The 12436-nt window shown below is 71.2% G+C and carries 13 protein-coding genes; 5 read left to right on the plus strand and 8 right to left on the minus strand.

The window, feature by feature from the left end; all coding sequences use genetic code 11:
• Positions 1–160: 160 nt before the first annotated feature.
• Positions 161–1486 carry a lytic transglycosylase domain-containing protein gene (locus tag AC1U7O_RS14425; protein WP_479895529.1) on the plus strand — a complete coding sequence of 442 codons (1326 nt, stop codon included), beginning with the start codon at positions 161–163 and terminating at the stop codon, positions 1484–1486.
• A 30-nt stretch (positions 1487–1516) separates the two neighbouring features.
• Here AC1U7O_RS14425 and AC1U7O_RS14430 read toward each other — a convergent pair whose 3' ends face one another.
• On the minus strand, positions 1517–2293 hold the full coding sequence (locus tag AC1U7O_RS14430; protein WP_479895530.1) for a tetratricopeptide repeat protein: 777 nt from the start codon (positions 2291–2293) through the stop codon (positions 1517–1519).
• 259 nt (positions 2294–2552) lie between these two features.
• Here AC1U7O_RS14430 and bioF point away from each other — a divergent pair, with 259 nt between their 5' ends.
• The 3 genes from bioF (at position 2553) to AC1U7O_RS14445 (ending at position 6086) form a co-directional block, all read left to right on the plus strand.
• Positions 2553–3719 carry an 8-amino-7-oxononanoate synthase gene (gene bioF, locus AC1U7O_RS14435; RefSeq protein ID WP_479895531.1) on the plus strand — a complete coding sequence of 389 codons (1167 nt, stop codon included), beginning with the start codon at positions 2553–2555 and terminating at the stop codon, positions 3717–3719.
• Positions 3720–3821: 102 nt separating this feature from the next.
• On the plus strand, positions 3822–4874 hold the full coding sequence (locus AC1U7O_RS14440) for a type IV pilus twitching motility protein PilT (protein WP_479895532.1): 1053 nt from the start codon (positions 3822–3824) through the stop codon (positions 4872–4874).
• 42 nt (positions 4875–4916) lie between these two features.
• Positions 4917–6086, plus strand: coding sequence for a PilT/PilU family type 4a pilus ATPase (locus AC1U7O_RS14445; protein WP_479895533.1), 1170 nt, complete (start codon positions 4917–4919; stop codon positions 6084–6086).
• A 6-nt stretch (positions 6087–6092) separates the two neighbouring features.
• Here the strand turns inward: AC1U7O_RS14445 and AC1U7O_RS14450 are convergent, their stop codons facing one another.
• The 4 genes from AC1U7O_RS14450 to AC1U7O_RS14465 all read right to left on the minus strand — a co-directional run bounded on the left by AC1U7O_RS14450 (position 6093) and on the right by AC1U7O_RS14465 (position 9947).
• Complete coding sequence (locus AC1U7O_RS14450) at positions 6093–6890, minus strand: chlorite dismutase family protein (protein ID WP_479895534.1); 798 nt, start codon at positions 6888–6890, stop codon at positions 6093–6095.
• Between the two features lie 28 nt (positions 6891–6918).
• Positions 6919–7470, minus strand: coding sequence for a c-type cytochrome (locus tag AC1U7O_RS14455; RefSeq protein ID WP_479895535.1), 552 nt, complete (start codon positions 7468–7470; stop codon positions 6919–6921).
• A 3-nt stretch (positions 7471–7473) separates the two neighbouring features.
• The gene (locus tag AC1U7O_RS14460) at positions 7474–8883 is read right to left on the minus strand and encodes a nicotinate phosphoribosyltransferase (RefSeq protein ID WP_479895536.1); all 1410 of its coding nucleotides are present in this window, start codon (positions 8881–8883) and stop codon (positions 7474–7476) included.
• 173 nt (positions 8884–9056) lie between these two features.
• Positions 9057–9947, minus strand: a complete 891-nt coding sequence (locus AC1U7O_RS14465) for a formylglycine-generating enzyme family protein (protein WP_479895537.1) — start codon at positions 9945–9947, stop codon at positions 9057–9059.
• Positions 9948–10202: 255 nt separating this feature from the next.
• On the opposite strand from AC1U7O_RS14465, the gene AC1U7O_RS14470 reads away from it, so the two are divergent.
• Positions 10203–10586, plus strand: a complete 384-nt coding sequence (locus tag AC1U7O_RS14470; RefSeq protein WP_479895538.1) for a hypothetical protein — start codon at positions 10203–10205, stop codon at positions 10584–10586.
• Between the two features lie 192 nt (positions 10587–10778).
• Here the strand turns inward: AC1U7O_RS14470 and AC1U7O_RS14475 are convergent, their stop codons facing one another.
• The 3 genes from AC1U7O_RS14475 to AC1U7O_RS14485 all read right to left on the minus strand — a co-directional run bounded on the left by AC1U7O_RS14475 (position 10779) and on the right by AC1U7O_RS14485 (position 12252).
• Positions 10779–10940 (minus strand): hypothetical protein, encoded by a 162-nt coding sequence (locus AC1U7O_RS14475; protein ID WP_479895539.1) that lies wholly within the window; start codon positions 10938–10940, stop codon positions 10779–10781.
• 75 nt (positions 10941–11015) lie between these two features.
• On the minus strand, positions 11016–11375 hold the full coding sequence (locus AC1U7O_RS14480) for a hypothetical protein (protein WP_479895541.1): 360 nt from the start codon (positions 11373–11375) through the stop codon (positions 11016–11018).
• A 571-nt stretch (positions 11376–11946) separates the two neighbouring features.
• On the minus strand, positions 11947–12252 hold the full coding sequence (locus AC1U7O_RS14485) for a hypothetical protein (protein ID WP_479895543.1): 306 nt from the start codon (positions 12250–12252) through the stop codon (positions 11947–11949).
• Between the last annotated feature and the right edge of the window lie 184 nt (positions 12253–12436).

Genomic DNA, 12436 nt, shown 5'->3' on the forward strand with positions numbered 1-12436 from the left:
TTCCGCCGGCCAGCCGGTCGCGGGCAAGGCTCGATCGGCGCCCCGGCCCTCCGTGAGCGCGAGACCGGGACCGAGCGAGGCAGCTTTGTGTTGACAATAGGGCGAAGTGCGGATAAGCTCCGCAGTCGCCCATGGTTCAGCCCCCCCCACAGGAGGACCGGTGAGCTCCCGCCGCGCGGCCACGGCGGCACGCCTCCCGTGGCTCGTCCCGGCGGCCGTCCTCTGCGGCTGGCTGCCGGTGACGGCATGGGCGGAGGCCCCCCCGGCGGACGGACAGGCGGCCATCGTCACCGACTCGGCGGCTCCGCCGGCGGGGGAGCCGTCCCCCGAGCCGGGGCTGGAGATGCGCCCCGCCGTTCCGGAGGCCCAGACCACCGCCTCACCCGGCGCCACCGAGATCGGCGCAGCCTCCCCCCTCTCGACGAGGGCGCAGCCGGCCGAAGGCGCCGTCGCGGGCGCGGCCGCCGTCCCGGCGGCACCGGGGCCCTTCCACGTCCCCATCGTCCGGAACGAGAAGGTCGAGCCCCACATCCGGTTCTTCAACGTCGCGATCCGCGACCGGTTCGAGAAGTGGCTCGAGCGGCTCGGCAGCTACTGGCCCCACGTCGAGAGCATCTTCCGGGAGTTCGACCTGCCGAGCGACCTCGTCTATCTTTCGCTCGTGGAGAGCGGCTTCAACCCCCACGCCTACTCGCGCGCCAAGGCGACCGGCCCCTGGCAGTTCATGAAGGGCACGGCCCGCCTCTACGGCCTGCGGGTGGACGACTACGTGGACGAGCGGCGCGACCCCATCAAATCCACCGTCGCCGCCGCCCGCTACCTGCGCGACCTCTACGACCTCTTCGGCACCTGGCCGCTCGCGCTGGCCGCCTACAACGCCGGCGAAGGCAAGGTGCAGCGCGCCCTGGAGAAGACCCGCGCGGAGTCCTTCTGGGAGATCGCCCAGACGCGCCACCTGCGCCGGGAGACCAAGGACTACGTCCCGCGGTACTTTGCCGCGACGATCATCGCCAAGAACCCGGACGAATACGGCTTCTCCTCCCTGAACTCCGACCTCCACCGGTACGAGGAGGTGGCGGTCCGCCGGCCGCTCCACCTGAGCGACGTCGCCAAGGCGAGCGGGGTGCCCTTGGCGGAGCTGCGCCGGCTCAACCCGGAGTTGCGCAAGGACGTCACGCCGCCGAGCGATCCGGTCTATTTTCTGAAGGTCCCCGTGGACATGAAGGAGCGGATCGAGCAATCCCTCGACCGGGTACCGACCTGGAAGCCGTCGCCCGCCAAGCCGGCGCGCACGTCCGCGACCCTCGTCCGGCGGGGGCCCGGCCCGACGCACAGCGACGCGGCCAAGTGGTATCAGGTGAAGGCGGGCGACAACCTGGGGAAGATCGCCAAGCGCTTCCGGGTGAGCGTGAAGGACCTGATGGCGATGAACAAGCTTCGCGGCCCGCAGGTCAAGCCCGGCGACCGGATCGCGGTGCCGCGGTAACCCCTCCCCGATTTCCGCGGAAAGAACCCCTCAGGGTTTGGCCGGCTCGGTTGCCGGCGGGGGCCGGTCCGCGCTCGGCTCGGCGGGTGCCGCCGGCCCCTTCTTGGCCTCCAGCGACTTCGAGCGCACCGACGCCTCACCCGCGAAGGGGGAGGCCGGGAAGGTCTTCATCAATTCCTGGTAGCGGGCCATCGCCCCCTCGGGCCGCCCCATCGCCTCCTCCAGTTTCCCCAGCTCGAAGAGGGCCTGGTCCCGATTGACGGAGCCCGGCACCTCCAGCACGGCCGAGAAGGCCTTGGCCGCCTGCTCCTTGTCCCCGGCCGCCAAGTGCGCGTACCCCATCCGCTGATAGACGAGCCCGAGCATCGTCTTGTTCGCGCCGTAAGTCACGATGAACTTCGAGTAGGCCTGGACCGCGCCGGCGAAATCGTCGGCCTGCATGAGGGCGTTCCCCAGCTCGAACTGCGCGAGCGGCGCGCTGGGGCTGCGCGGGTAGTCGTCGAGGACCTGCCGGTAGAGCGCGATCGCCTGCTTGAGGTTCTCGCCTGCCTTGGCCGGCTGGTCGGCGGGACGGTCCGCCTGGAGCCGGGCGGCCTGCGCCGTGAGCGACGCGGCCCGCTCCGCGTTGCGGGCGTCGTACCACAGGAGCCCGCCGATCCCCCCGCCGACGAGCAGCAGCACGACCAGCCCGACGAGCACGGCCCGGCGGTTCTGCTCCACGAACAGGAGGAACCGCTCCGCCCCGCTCAGCAGGTCGGTCTCGTCCACCGGTCCGCGCCTGTCCTCGACCTTGATCTTGTAGCCCATGGGTGAAGCGGGTTATACCCGCCCGCCGCGAGACTTGTCAACGCCGCGCGCCGGAGGGGTGCGCGGGAACGTGCCCCGCCTGTGCGCGGGAGCCGTCTTGCGGGACGCGACGCTGGCGGTCCCCGTCCGGACGGTCGGAGTGAAGGATGCGCGAGCACCGGTCGCTGCCCCCAGCCCAGACCCTACCGGCATGATCGGCCTGATGCCCCGCGCCTGCCTGCATTGACAGGGCCGACGGCGGGCGGGTAGCGTACGCCCCATGTTCGAGCATGAGCTGGCCGAGCTGGCCGATCAGCACCTGCTCCGGCGCCTCCGGCTCGTCGAATCGGCGACCGGGCCGCTCGTGACGATCGCCGGCCGGCAGGCGATCCTCATGGCCTCGAACGACTACCTGGGCCTCGCGGCGCATCGGCGCCTCAAACAGGCCGCGACCGAGGCGATCGCGCGGTACGGGGTCGGCGCCGGGGCCTCCCGCCTCGTGTCCGGCACGCTCCCCCCGCATCGCGACCTCGAAGCCGCGCTGGCCCGCTTCAAGGGGACCGAGGCGGCGCTGACCTTCGGCTCCGGCTACCTCGTCAACCTCGGCCTCATCCCGGCCCTGGCCGGGCCCGGCGACCTGATCCTCGCCGACCGGCTCTGCCACGCGAGCCTGCTCGACGGCTGCCGGCTCAGCGGCGCGGAGTTCCGGGTCTACCGTCACGGCGACCTGGCGCACCTCGACCAACTCTTGAGCCGCCGCCCCGCGCGCCGGGCCGTCCTCATCGTCACCGACGGCGTCTTCAGCATGGACGGGGACCTCGCGCCGCTGCCCGGCCTGCTCGACCTGGCCGAGCGCTACGAGGCCCGCCTGCTCGTGGACGACGCCCACGGCACGGGCGTGATGGGCAAGGAGGGCCGCGGGACCGCCGAGCACTTCGGCGTCGAGGCGCGCCTGCCCGTTCAGATGGGCACGCTGGGCAAGGCGCTGGGAGCGGCCGGCGCCTACGTGGCCGGCCCGGGGAGCCTGATCGAGTATCTCGTGAACCGCGCCCGCTCCTTCATCTATACGACCGCCCCGCCGCCGGCGATCGCCGCGGCCGCCGTCGCGGCGCTGGAGGTCGTGGAGCGGGAGCCGGCACGCCGGGCGCGACTGTGGGCCAACCGGGCGCGGCTGCACGGGGGGCTCGCAGCCCTGGGCTTCACGCTGGGGCCCAGCGAGAGTCCCATCATCCCCGTCCTGGTCGGCGAGGCGGAGCCGGCCCTGGCGCTGGCGGAGCGGCTCTGGGAGCACGGCGTGCTGGCGCCGGCGATCCGCCCGCCCACGGTGCCCAAGGGCACGAGCCGGATCCGCCTGACGATCACTTCCGAGCACAGCCCGGAGCAGATCGCCCGGGTGCTGGACGCCTTCGCGGCCGCCGGCCGGGAGATGGGGCTGATCCCCGGATGAGCCGAGACGGGCCGCGCTGCGCAGAAGCCCCTGCGGAATAGCCCGCCCTTGCGGCCTGTGCTATCATGCCGCCGTCACGCGGGACCCGTCGGGGAGGTCTCCATGGATATCACCCAACTGCTCACCTTCGGCGTCGAACAGGGCGCGTCCGACTGCCACCTGAGCTCGGGGGAGCCGCCCATGCTCCGCATCCACGGCGACCTCAAGAAGCTCGACCACCCGGCCCTCACCAAGGAGGAAGTCCACGCGATGGTCTTCGACATGATGAACGACCACCAGCGGCGGGTCTTCCAGGAGACGCACGAGTGCGACTTCTCCTTCGAGCTGGGCACGATCGCCCGCTTCCGCGTCAACGTCTTCCTGCAGCGCCGGGGCGAGGCGGCCGTCTTCCGGACGATCCCGACGAAGATCCTCCCGCTGGAGCAGCTCGGCATGCCGCCCATCATCCGTCAGCTCTGCGACAAGGAGAAGGGCTTGATCCTCGTCACCGGCCCGACCGGCTCGGGCAAGTCCACGACGCTGGCCGCGATGCTCGACTACTTAAACGACACCTTCGAGGGCCACATCCTGACCATCGAGGACCCGATCGAGTTCGTCCACAAGTCCAAGAAGTGCCTCGTCAACCAGCGGGAGCTGGGACCCCACACCCATTCCTTCGCCAACGCGCTCCGCTCCGCGCTGCGCGAGGACCCCGACATCATCCTCGTCGGCGAGATGCGGGACCTTGAGACGATCCAACTCGCCCTGACCGCGGCCGAGACCGGCCACCTGGTCTTCGGCACCCTGCACACCTCCAGCGCGCCCAAGACGGTGGACCGCATCATCGACGTCTTCCCGCCGAACCAGCAGGCGCAGATCCGAGCCCAGTTCGCCGAGTCCATCGAGGGCGTCCTCACGCAGACGCTGCTCAAGAAGAAGACCGGCGGACGCGTGGCCGCGATCGAGATCCTCACCGCGACCACCGCGGTCCGCAACCTGATCCGCGAGGCCAAGCTGCACCAGATCCCCGGCATCATGCAGGCGAGCAAGAAGGACGGAATGCAGACGATGGACATGGCGCTCCAGGACCTGGTCGCGCGCGGCCTCGTCACGAAGGCCGAGGCCCAGTCCCGGAGCATGACGCCGAACCTGTTCGGCGCGGCCGGCGTCGCCTGATTCCCGAGTCGTGAGTCATGCGTGTGGAGTTGAGGGACGCTCATGGTGGACATCCGTGAATTGCTGAAGGTCATGGTCGAGCGCAACGCCTCCGACATCTACCTCACGGTGGACCTGCCGCCCATGTACCGCATCGAGGGCGTCACCCAGCCCATCGGGACGACCCCCTTCACGGCGGAGGAGCTGGAGGCGCTGGCGCAGTCGGTCATGCGGGAGAAGCAGCGCAAGGAGTTCGAGGAGCAGATGGAGATGAACCTGGCCCTCCACTACCCGGAGCTGGGGCGGTTCCGCGTGAACATCTTCCGGCAGCGGGGCCAGGTCGGCTTCGTCGTCCGGCAGATCAAGGTGGAGATCGCGCCGCTCGACAAGCTCGGCCTCCCGCCGATCATCAAGGACATCGCCATGAGCAAGCGCGGGCTGGTCCTGTTCGTCGGGGCGACCGGCTCGGGCAAGTCCACCTCGCTGGCCGCGATGATCGACCACCGCAACGCCACCGCGCCCGGCCACATCATCACCGTCGAGGACCCGGTGGAGTTCGTCCACCGGCACAAGAAGTCGGTCATCACGCAGCGCGAGGTCGGCTTCGACACGCACTCGTTCCAGGCGGCGCTCAAGAACACGCTGCGGCAGGCGCCCGACGTCATCCTGATCGGCGAGATCCGCGATACCGAGACGATGGAGGCCGCGATCGCCTTCGCCGAGACCGGCCACCTCTGCCTCGGCACCCTGCACGCGAACAACGCCAACCAGGCGATCGAGCGGATCATGAACTTCTTCCCCTCGCAGCGCCACCCGCAGATCTACCTGCAGCTCTCGATGAACCTGCGGGCCATCATCTCGCAACGGCTCGTGCCCGGCGTGGACGGCAAGCGCGTCGCCGCGCTGGAGATCCTCATGGACACGCCGCGCGTGAAAGACCTGATCAAGAAGGGCGAGGTGGACGGTCTCAAGGAGGCGATGGAGCAGGGCGTGCAGGAGGGCTGCCAGACCTTCGACTATGTCCTGTTCCAGCTCTACCGGGACGGCAAGATCAGCCTGGACCAGGCGCTCGCCAACGCGGACAGCGCGAACAACCTGCGGCTCAAGATCAAGCTCGCCGGCCTCAAGACCGACGAGGAGGGCGGGAGCGCCGCCGCGGCCGACCCCGACAGGGCGCCCGGCTTTCAGATCAAGGGCATGCCCGCCGGCGGCGGCCCGTTCAGAAAGTTCTAGCCCCGCTCACCGCAGCGCGTCGAACAGCGCGTCCACGCCGCGCGGCGTACCCACGATCGTCGGGTGGCCGAACCGCTCGTTGTGCCGGTTCTCCCGCACCTTCTTGAGGCTCAGCACCAGGTTGTGGAAGTCCTCCAGCTTCGCCGTCTCGAAGTAGGTCACGAAGTCCCAATCGTCCAGCCCCGTCGAGTGGTAGAGCTTCCGGCGGACGGTCTTGAGGTAGGCGAGCGTCGCCTCCGTGTGCTCCTTCATCATGTCCAGCCGCGCGTCCTCGGGCGTGAGCCACCAGGCCGCGTCCTTCTTGATCGGCACGACGATCGCATAGGGCATGGGAGCGGGATCGGCCTGGACGCCCTTCATCTTCTCCTTCAACTCCTCCAGCTTGGGGAGATAGTTCAGCGGCTTCGTCAGGCCGTGCAGCGTCTGGACGTTCCGCAGGTAGTGGCCGAGGCCCGTCGCCATCAGGTCCACGATCGCCTCCTGGTTCCGCGCCAGGTCGTAGGCGTGCAGCCGCAGGAGGAAGTCCGCGTTCTCCATCAGGCCCCGCAGCAGGTAGGTCTCGACGAGCACGCTCTCGGCGTGACGCGCGAGGGCGGCCTTGGCCTCGACGATCGCGTGGTCCCGCGCCGCGCGGTCGAGCCCGTACCAGCCCGGCTCGATCCGGAAGACGGCGTAGGTGCCGTAGACGCCCGTGTCGGTCAGGATCTTCGCGCGGTCGATCGGCCCGGCGGCCCGTGCGGGGGCCGCCGCGAGGCTCGCCGCGATGAGGACCACGGCAGTGACCAGCAGGCGCAGACGCTCCATGGCTTCCCTCCTTCCCGCCGCACCCGGCTCAGGAACCGGCCGGCGGGTCGGTCTCCCGTTGCTGCTCCAGATAGGCGGCGATCTTGTCCAGCGCGGTCGCGCTCAGCTTCTGCCCGTACCAGCGCGGCATCGCGCGGGGCGGGAACCCCGGCACGACGTAGGCGCCCGGGCTCAGGATGGACTCGACGATGTACTCGCGCACCGTCCTGGCGCTCCCCTTGTACGTGGGGTCGGCCAGCCGCTGCGGCGCCGTGGTCCCGAGCACGAGCTTGGGGCCCACGCGCCCGTCGGCGCCGGCGACGCCGGGGATCGTGTGGCAGACGGCGCACCCCGCCTTGGTGAAGATGGCCTGGAGCGGCTCCTCGCCGGTGACCAGGGGCACCGACTCCGGCGTGACCTGCGTCGGCGCGGTCGGGGCGTCCTGCGTCGCGCCCTTCTTGCGGTCCGGCCCGAGGTAGACGAGCGAAAAGAGGATGAGCCCGAGCGCGATCGCCACGATGATGACGGTCCACTCCTTCTCCGTGCGCGCCTTGCGCGTGGGCGGCGCCGCGTCCGTTCGCGGCCCTGTCGGTTCCGTCACGGCCTACTCCGTCTCCCCCGTTGACCGCTCCCGCCGGCACGCCTCCACGGCCCGACGCAGGCCCCGGCTCACGCGCACCGGATAGGCGGCGCTCTCCTCCAGCCGCGTGAGCCGCGGCGGGAGCGCGGCGACCTGGCGCGCCGCGCGCCGGCGGACCTCCGCCAGCGTCGGGAGCGGCGCGACGAGCTTCCCCCCGCGGAGCACCGGCGTGAGCAGGGCCCGGCCCGGCGCCGCCTCCCCCTCCAGCGCCAGGAGGTCCCCGGCGAACCGCCCGTCGCGCTCGCGCCGCCGGACCTGCTTGCGCCCGGGATAGGTCTGCTTCCCGGGGCTCAGCTTGAGCGCCGGCCACCACCGGCCGCCCCGCTCGACCTCGCTCAGCTTATAGACGGTGTCCAGGCTCGGCGCGTCGCCCGACACGACGAGGTCCGTCCCGACTCCGAAGGCGTCGATCGGCGCCCCCCGCCGGAGGACCTCCGCGATCCGCGCCTCCGTGAGGTTCCCGCTCGCAAAGATCTCCACCCGGCGCAGCCCCTGTGCGTCCAGCACGCGCCGGACCCGCCGGCTCAGGTCCACGAGGTCGCCGCTGTCGAGCCGGACGCCGCCCAGCCGCTTGCCCCGGCGCGCCAGCTCCCGGGCCACCAGCCCGGCGCGCCGCGCCCCCTCCACCGTGTCGTAGGTGTCGATCAGGAGCGTCGTGCCGTCGGGATAGCTCTCCGCAAAGGCGCGGAAGGCCTCCAACTCGGAGGCATAGGCCTGGACGAAGCTGTGCGCCATCGTCCCGTAGACCGGCAGACCGTAGAGCTGCCCGGCCAGCACGCTGGAGGTGCCGGCGCAGCCGGCGATCCAGGCGCTGCGGGCCGCCTTCACCGCCGCATCCGCGCCCTGCGCCCGCCGCTGGCCGAACTCCACGACGGGCCGGCCGCCCGCCGCCGCCACGACCCGCGCGGCCTTCGACGCGACGAGGGTCTGGAAGTTCACCGCGTTCAGCAGGAAGGTTTCGACGATTTGGGCCTCGATCAGCGTCCCCGTCACGCGCAACACCGGCTCATTCGGGAAGAACACCGTCCCCTCCGGCATCGCGTCCACGTCGCCGCGGAACCGCAGCCGGCCCAGGTACGCCAGGAACCGCGGGGGGAAGAGCCCCGTCCCCCGCAGGTAGCGGATCGCCTCCGGCCCGAACGCGAGATGCGTCAGGTAGAAGACCGCCGACTCGAGCCCCGCGAAGATCAGGAAGGACCGTTCGGGGGGGAGCCGGCGCACGAACAGGTCGAACGTGGCCCGGTCCCGCGGCCGGTGCTCGTGGTAGCTCGCGGCCATCGTCAGCTCGTAGAGGTCCGCGAGCAACGCCATGTTCTCGGGCGTTACGAACCCGGAGGCGGGCGCCGAGACCCTCCCGCGACGGCTCCTCAACATCGGCGCCCCCGTCCCCGGCGCGACGCGGGAGCCCCTTCGCACGCCCGCGACCGCCCGACGACGCCGACACCCGGCCGAGCCATCGCCTTCGTCATCCTGAGCGACATGATCCTGGGCAAGGAAGGGCGCCCCGCTTCGAGGAGATCGCGGGCCCGGCCGAGTCGTCGCCCCGCTTACTTCGGCGCGTCCATCGCGCAGCGGAAGCCGATGGTCTGGTCCTCGTAGGAGGGCTCGGCGACGAACCGCGCGGTCACGCGCAGGTTGCGGGGCGGATCGCTCCAGCTCCCGCCGCGAAAGACCTTCCGGTCCCCGCTCGCCGGTCCGGTGGGGTTGTCCTTGGGGCTCTTGGCGTAGTACTCGCGGTCGTACCAGTCCGCCACCCACTCGGCCGCGTTCCCCGCCATGTGGTAGAGCCCGTAGGGGCTCCGGCCTCCCTGCTTGGTCCCGTGCCGGACGCTCATCCCCTCGACGCCGCTCCGGACGGGCGAGAGCGTGATCGGGTAGCTGACCCACTGGCCGCGATTGTAGTTGGCGATGTCCACGAACGGCTGCATGTGCCCCCAGGGGTACCGACGCCCGTCCGTGCCGCGCGCCGCCTTCTCCCACTCGGCCTCGGTCGGCAGCCGCTTCCCCGCCCACTTGCAATAGGCCTCGGCGTCCAGCCACGTCGTCCCGACCACGGGACGGTCCCCGGCCGTCTCCACCGCCTCGTCGTCCCACAGCGGCGGCGCGTCGTGCTTGGCCTCCTGGAGGAACTTGGCGTAGCGGACGATCGTCACCTCGAAGAGGTCGATGTAATAGGGCTTCAGGCAGACCTCATGCTCCGGGGCCTCGTTGGAGAAACCCTGGAACTGCTCGTTGCCCACGTTGTCGGTGCCCATCTTAAAGCAGCCGGCGGGGATGAGCACCATCGGCGCCCCATCCTTGCCCATCGGCATTCCCTCTTCATCCGCCGCCGCCTTGTCCTTGCCGTCCTTGCCGGCCGGGGGCTCGCCGGCGCCCAGGGCCAGGACACCGGCCAGGAGCAGCAGCCCGGCCCGCCCGCTCGCACGCATGACGCCCATGACCATCCTCCACGCATAAGTGCTAGGAAATACGCGGTACAGCCGCCGCCACGAAGTCGGGGTAGAGAATGGGTGAAACGCGGGCGGAAGTCAACTCCTCGGCGGCGTGTCGGGACGCGGGCGACCCCGGCCCCCCTTACGGGCGGCGGCCTCTGTTCCGGGTGCCCCCGGACCGGCCACCCCGGCCGCCTGACCGCTTCTCAGGATTACGCGAACGCCGCCGATGAAGGAGAGTAGGAGCGGAAGGGGCACCCGATGGCACGCGCGCTCCTGATCCTGCTGTGGCTGCTGTGGCCGGGCCGACCGGCGGACGCCGCGCTGTTCACCGGCGGCGTCACCTGCACCGTCAGCGGACGGATCGAGCGCGGCCCAGACGGGGAGCCTTCCTTCGCTCGCAGGGACGGCTGCCGGATGATCGGCCACCGTCTGGAAGGAAGCGATCTCCTCCTCTACTCACTCGATCACTGGGTCCTCATCCGCCTGCCCCGGCGGACCGACGCCCATCCGTTCTGGTACCACTGGTCCGCCGCGCACGCGATGGTCGGCGGGGTGGGCTATCGTGTGGCGTGGGGCCGGGTGGATCAGCCGGACCGGCCGGAAGCGGTCGGCCTCCCCTCCGCGCTGCCGGAGGGAAGCTGACCGCGCCCGATACCCGCGCGGGACCGTGCCGCCCTGCCCGGCCGAGCGCGCCCGGAGGGGTCGGGAGGCCCTCCACAGGGGGACGTCGCGCGCCCCGGAGGACGTCCGCCCGACCGATCGAGGTGCCCCAGGCGGGATTGCCCGCGGCTGCGCATCCACACCGACAGCGGACGTGCGCATGAATCATCCGGCCTAAGCCGCTCGCGCCTGCTTCACCGGCAGTCCGAGCGTGTCGGCCGAGTCGGTCGCCGGGAGTCCCCGCATGGCCTGGGCGGCGTCTCTCGTGAGCCCGAAAATGAGCAGCCCCAACATCGAACCCAGCATCAGCCCCGTCATGATGATTCCCCATGCCATGGTCGGTCCCTCCCTGTGTTGTTCCGACGTCGTCGCCCTGATCGAACCGCGCGGCCGCCCTCGCTCCTCGGTCCGTCACGCCCATTGCCGATGGACCTCGCTCACGTGCTCCGTCCCCCCGGACGCCCGCTCGATCTCCCAGAGCACCTCCGCGGGAATCTCGACCACCTTGAGCTCCGCGCAGTGGCCGTTCGCCTCGGACCGCAACTCTTCGACGACCTGGACCAGCTTCCGGTCGTCCCGCGGGATGCGCACACCGAACTGGTTCAGGCTGGGGTCGTCCGGCCTCGCCCCGCTCGGCCAGTATCCGGCGATGTCCGGCTCCTGGAGCGCCTCCGGCTGGCCCAGCTCCCGCAGCCGCACGAACGCCTTATGGCTGAGACAGAACTCGCCGTAACTCCTGTTGATCACGATCTTCCTGATTGCCATACGCATCACCCTCTCCGGTGGCGCAGACGGGCTGAGGCGCCGCCACCGTAGGCGCCCGAACCGTTTCGCCCGATCCGGTGCGGCCACCACCGCCGCGGCCAGGACAAGGCGCATTCCAACCGGCGCAGCGAGGCGACCACCCACCGCCCCCACGAAGGCAGGACGACCGACGCCCCTCCCCCCCTCGGTGGGGGAGGCCCGCCGCCGGCCGCGTGCGCCCGGCCGGACCGACGGTGGGGCGGCGCCGGCGTCTGCCCCGCGTGCGCCGGCGGCCGGGCGACGATCCCCGGGTCCGTGACGTACCCGCAGAGCAGACACCGCCAGCCGGGGACGGCGTCCCCGCTCGTCGCCCCGCCGACGCCCTCAAACCGGCAAGCGACCATCCGGCTCTCGCAACGGGGGCATGTCATCCGGTGTGGATGGCCGCCCAGAGCGCGGTGCCCGCCACCCCGAGAACGAAGAGTCCCACGGCGACTGCGACGACCCGATCGCGCCATCTATGCATGAAGGTCCTCCTGCGGCCGCCCCGCGGCCGGCTCTCAGTCCGTCCCGATCCGTCCCGTCTCCTGTGCTCGGCTCAACGGCCGGGCACGGCCTGGATCTGGTGCCGGTCCTGCTCGTCCCGTCCGCAACTTTGCTCCGCGATCATGCGCTGGCCGGCGCTCGCCTCCTCGGGAATCCTGGCCAGGCAGGCCTTCAGCGTGTCCTCGGCGGCGCCCGCCGCCGTGAGGCCAAGCCCCTTCGTCGAGGCCGCGGGCACGGCGGCCGGCGGAGCCGGCTCCGCCGCCCGTACCGGCAGGACGGCCAGCGCCGTGGCCAGCGCCGCGGCCAGGGCCGGTGATGAGAGGAGGAACGTGGTCTTCAGGAACAATGGACCCTTCATGGTCGTGACCTCCCTTGCGTTGACCGACATCCGACGCGGTCCGATGCCGAATCGCCGGAGGCCCCCGGCGCCGAGGCTCCCGCCCTCCCGACGACGGTCGGGGGGCTTGGAGCGGATCGGCCCGCGGGCACCAGACCGGCGAGACCGGCGCTGCGGAACGATGCTGGCGTCCAAGCGGCGGAGA

The organism is Candidatus Nitrospira neuquenensis (genome assembly GCF_979578155.1).

Bases quoted from the DNA above. Each gene is read 5' to 3' on its own strand.
- AC1U7O_RS14470 (WP_479895538.1), top strand. From the start codon at position 10,203: ATGGCACGCGCGCTCCTGATCCTGCTGTGGCTGCTGTGGCCGGGCCGA.
- bioF (WP_479895531.1), top strand. From the start codon at position 2,553: ATGTTCGAGCATGAGCTGGCCGAGCTGGCCGATCAGCACCTGCTCCGG.
- AC1U7O_RS14465 (WP_479895537.1), bottom strand. From the start codon at position 9,947: ATGGGCGTCATGCGTGCGAGCGGGCGGGCCGGGCTGCTGCTCCTGGCC.
- AC1U7O_RS14460 (WP_479895536.1), bottom strand. From the start codon at position 8,883: ATGTTGAGGAGCCGTCGCGGGAGGGTCTCGGCGCCCGCCTCCGGGTTC.
- AC1U7O_RS14485 (WP_479895543.1), bottom strand. From the start codon at position 12,252: ATGAAGGGTCCATTGTTCCTGAAGACCACGTTCCTCCTCTCATCACCG.
- AC1U7O_RS14480 (WP_479895541.1), bottom strand. From the start codon at position 11,375: ATGCGTATGGCAATCAGGAAGATCGTGATCAACAGGAGTTACGGCGAG.
- AC1U7O_RS14450 (WP_479895534.1), bottom strand. From the start codon at position 6,890: ATGGAGCGTCTGCGCCTGCTGGTCACTGCCGTGGTCCTCATCGCGGCG.
- AC1U7O_RS14445 (WP_479895533.1), top strand. From the start codon at position 4,917: ATGGTGGACATCCGTGAATTGCTGAAGGTCATGGTCGAGCGCAACGCC.
- AC1U7O_RS14475 (WP_479895539.1), bottom strand. From the start codon at position 10,940: ATGGCATGGGGAATCATCATGACGGGGCTGATGCTGGGTTCGATGTTG.
- AC1U7O_RS14440 (WP_479895532.1), top strand. From the start codon at position 3,822: ATGGATATCACCCAACTGCTCACCTTCGGCGTCGAACAGGGCGCGTCC.
- AC1U7O_RS14430 (WP_479895530.1), bottom strand. From the start codon at position 2,293: ATGGGCTACAAGATCAAGGTCGAGGACAGGCGCGGACCGGTGGACGAG.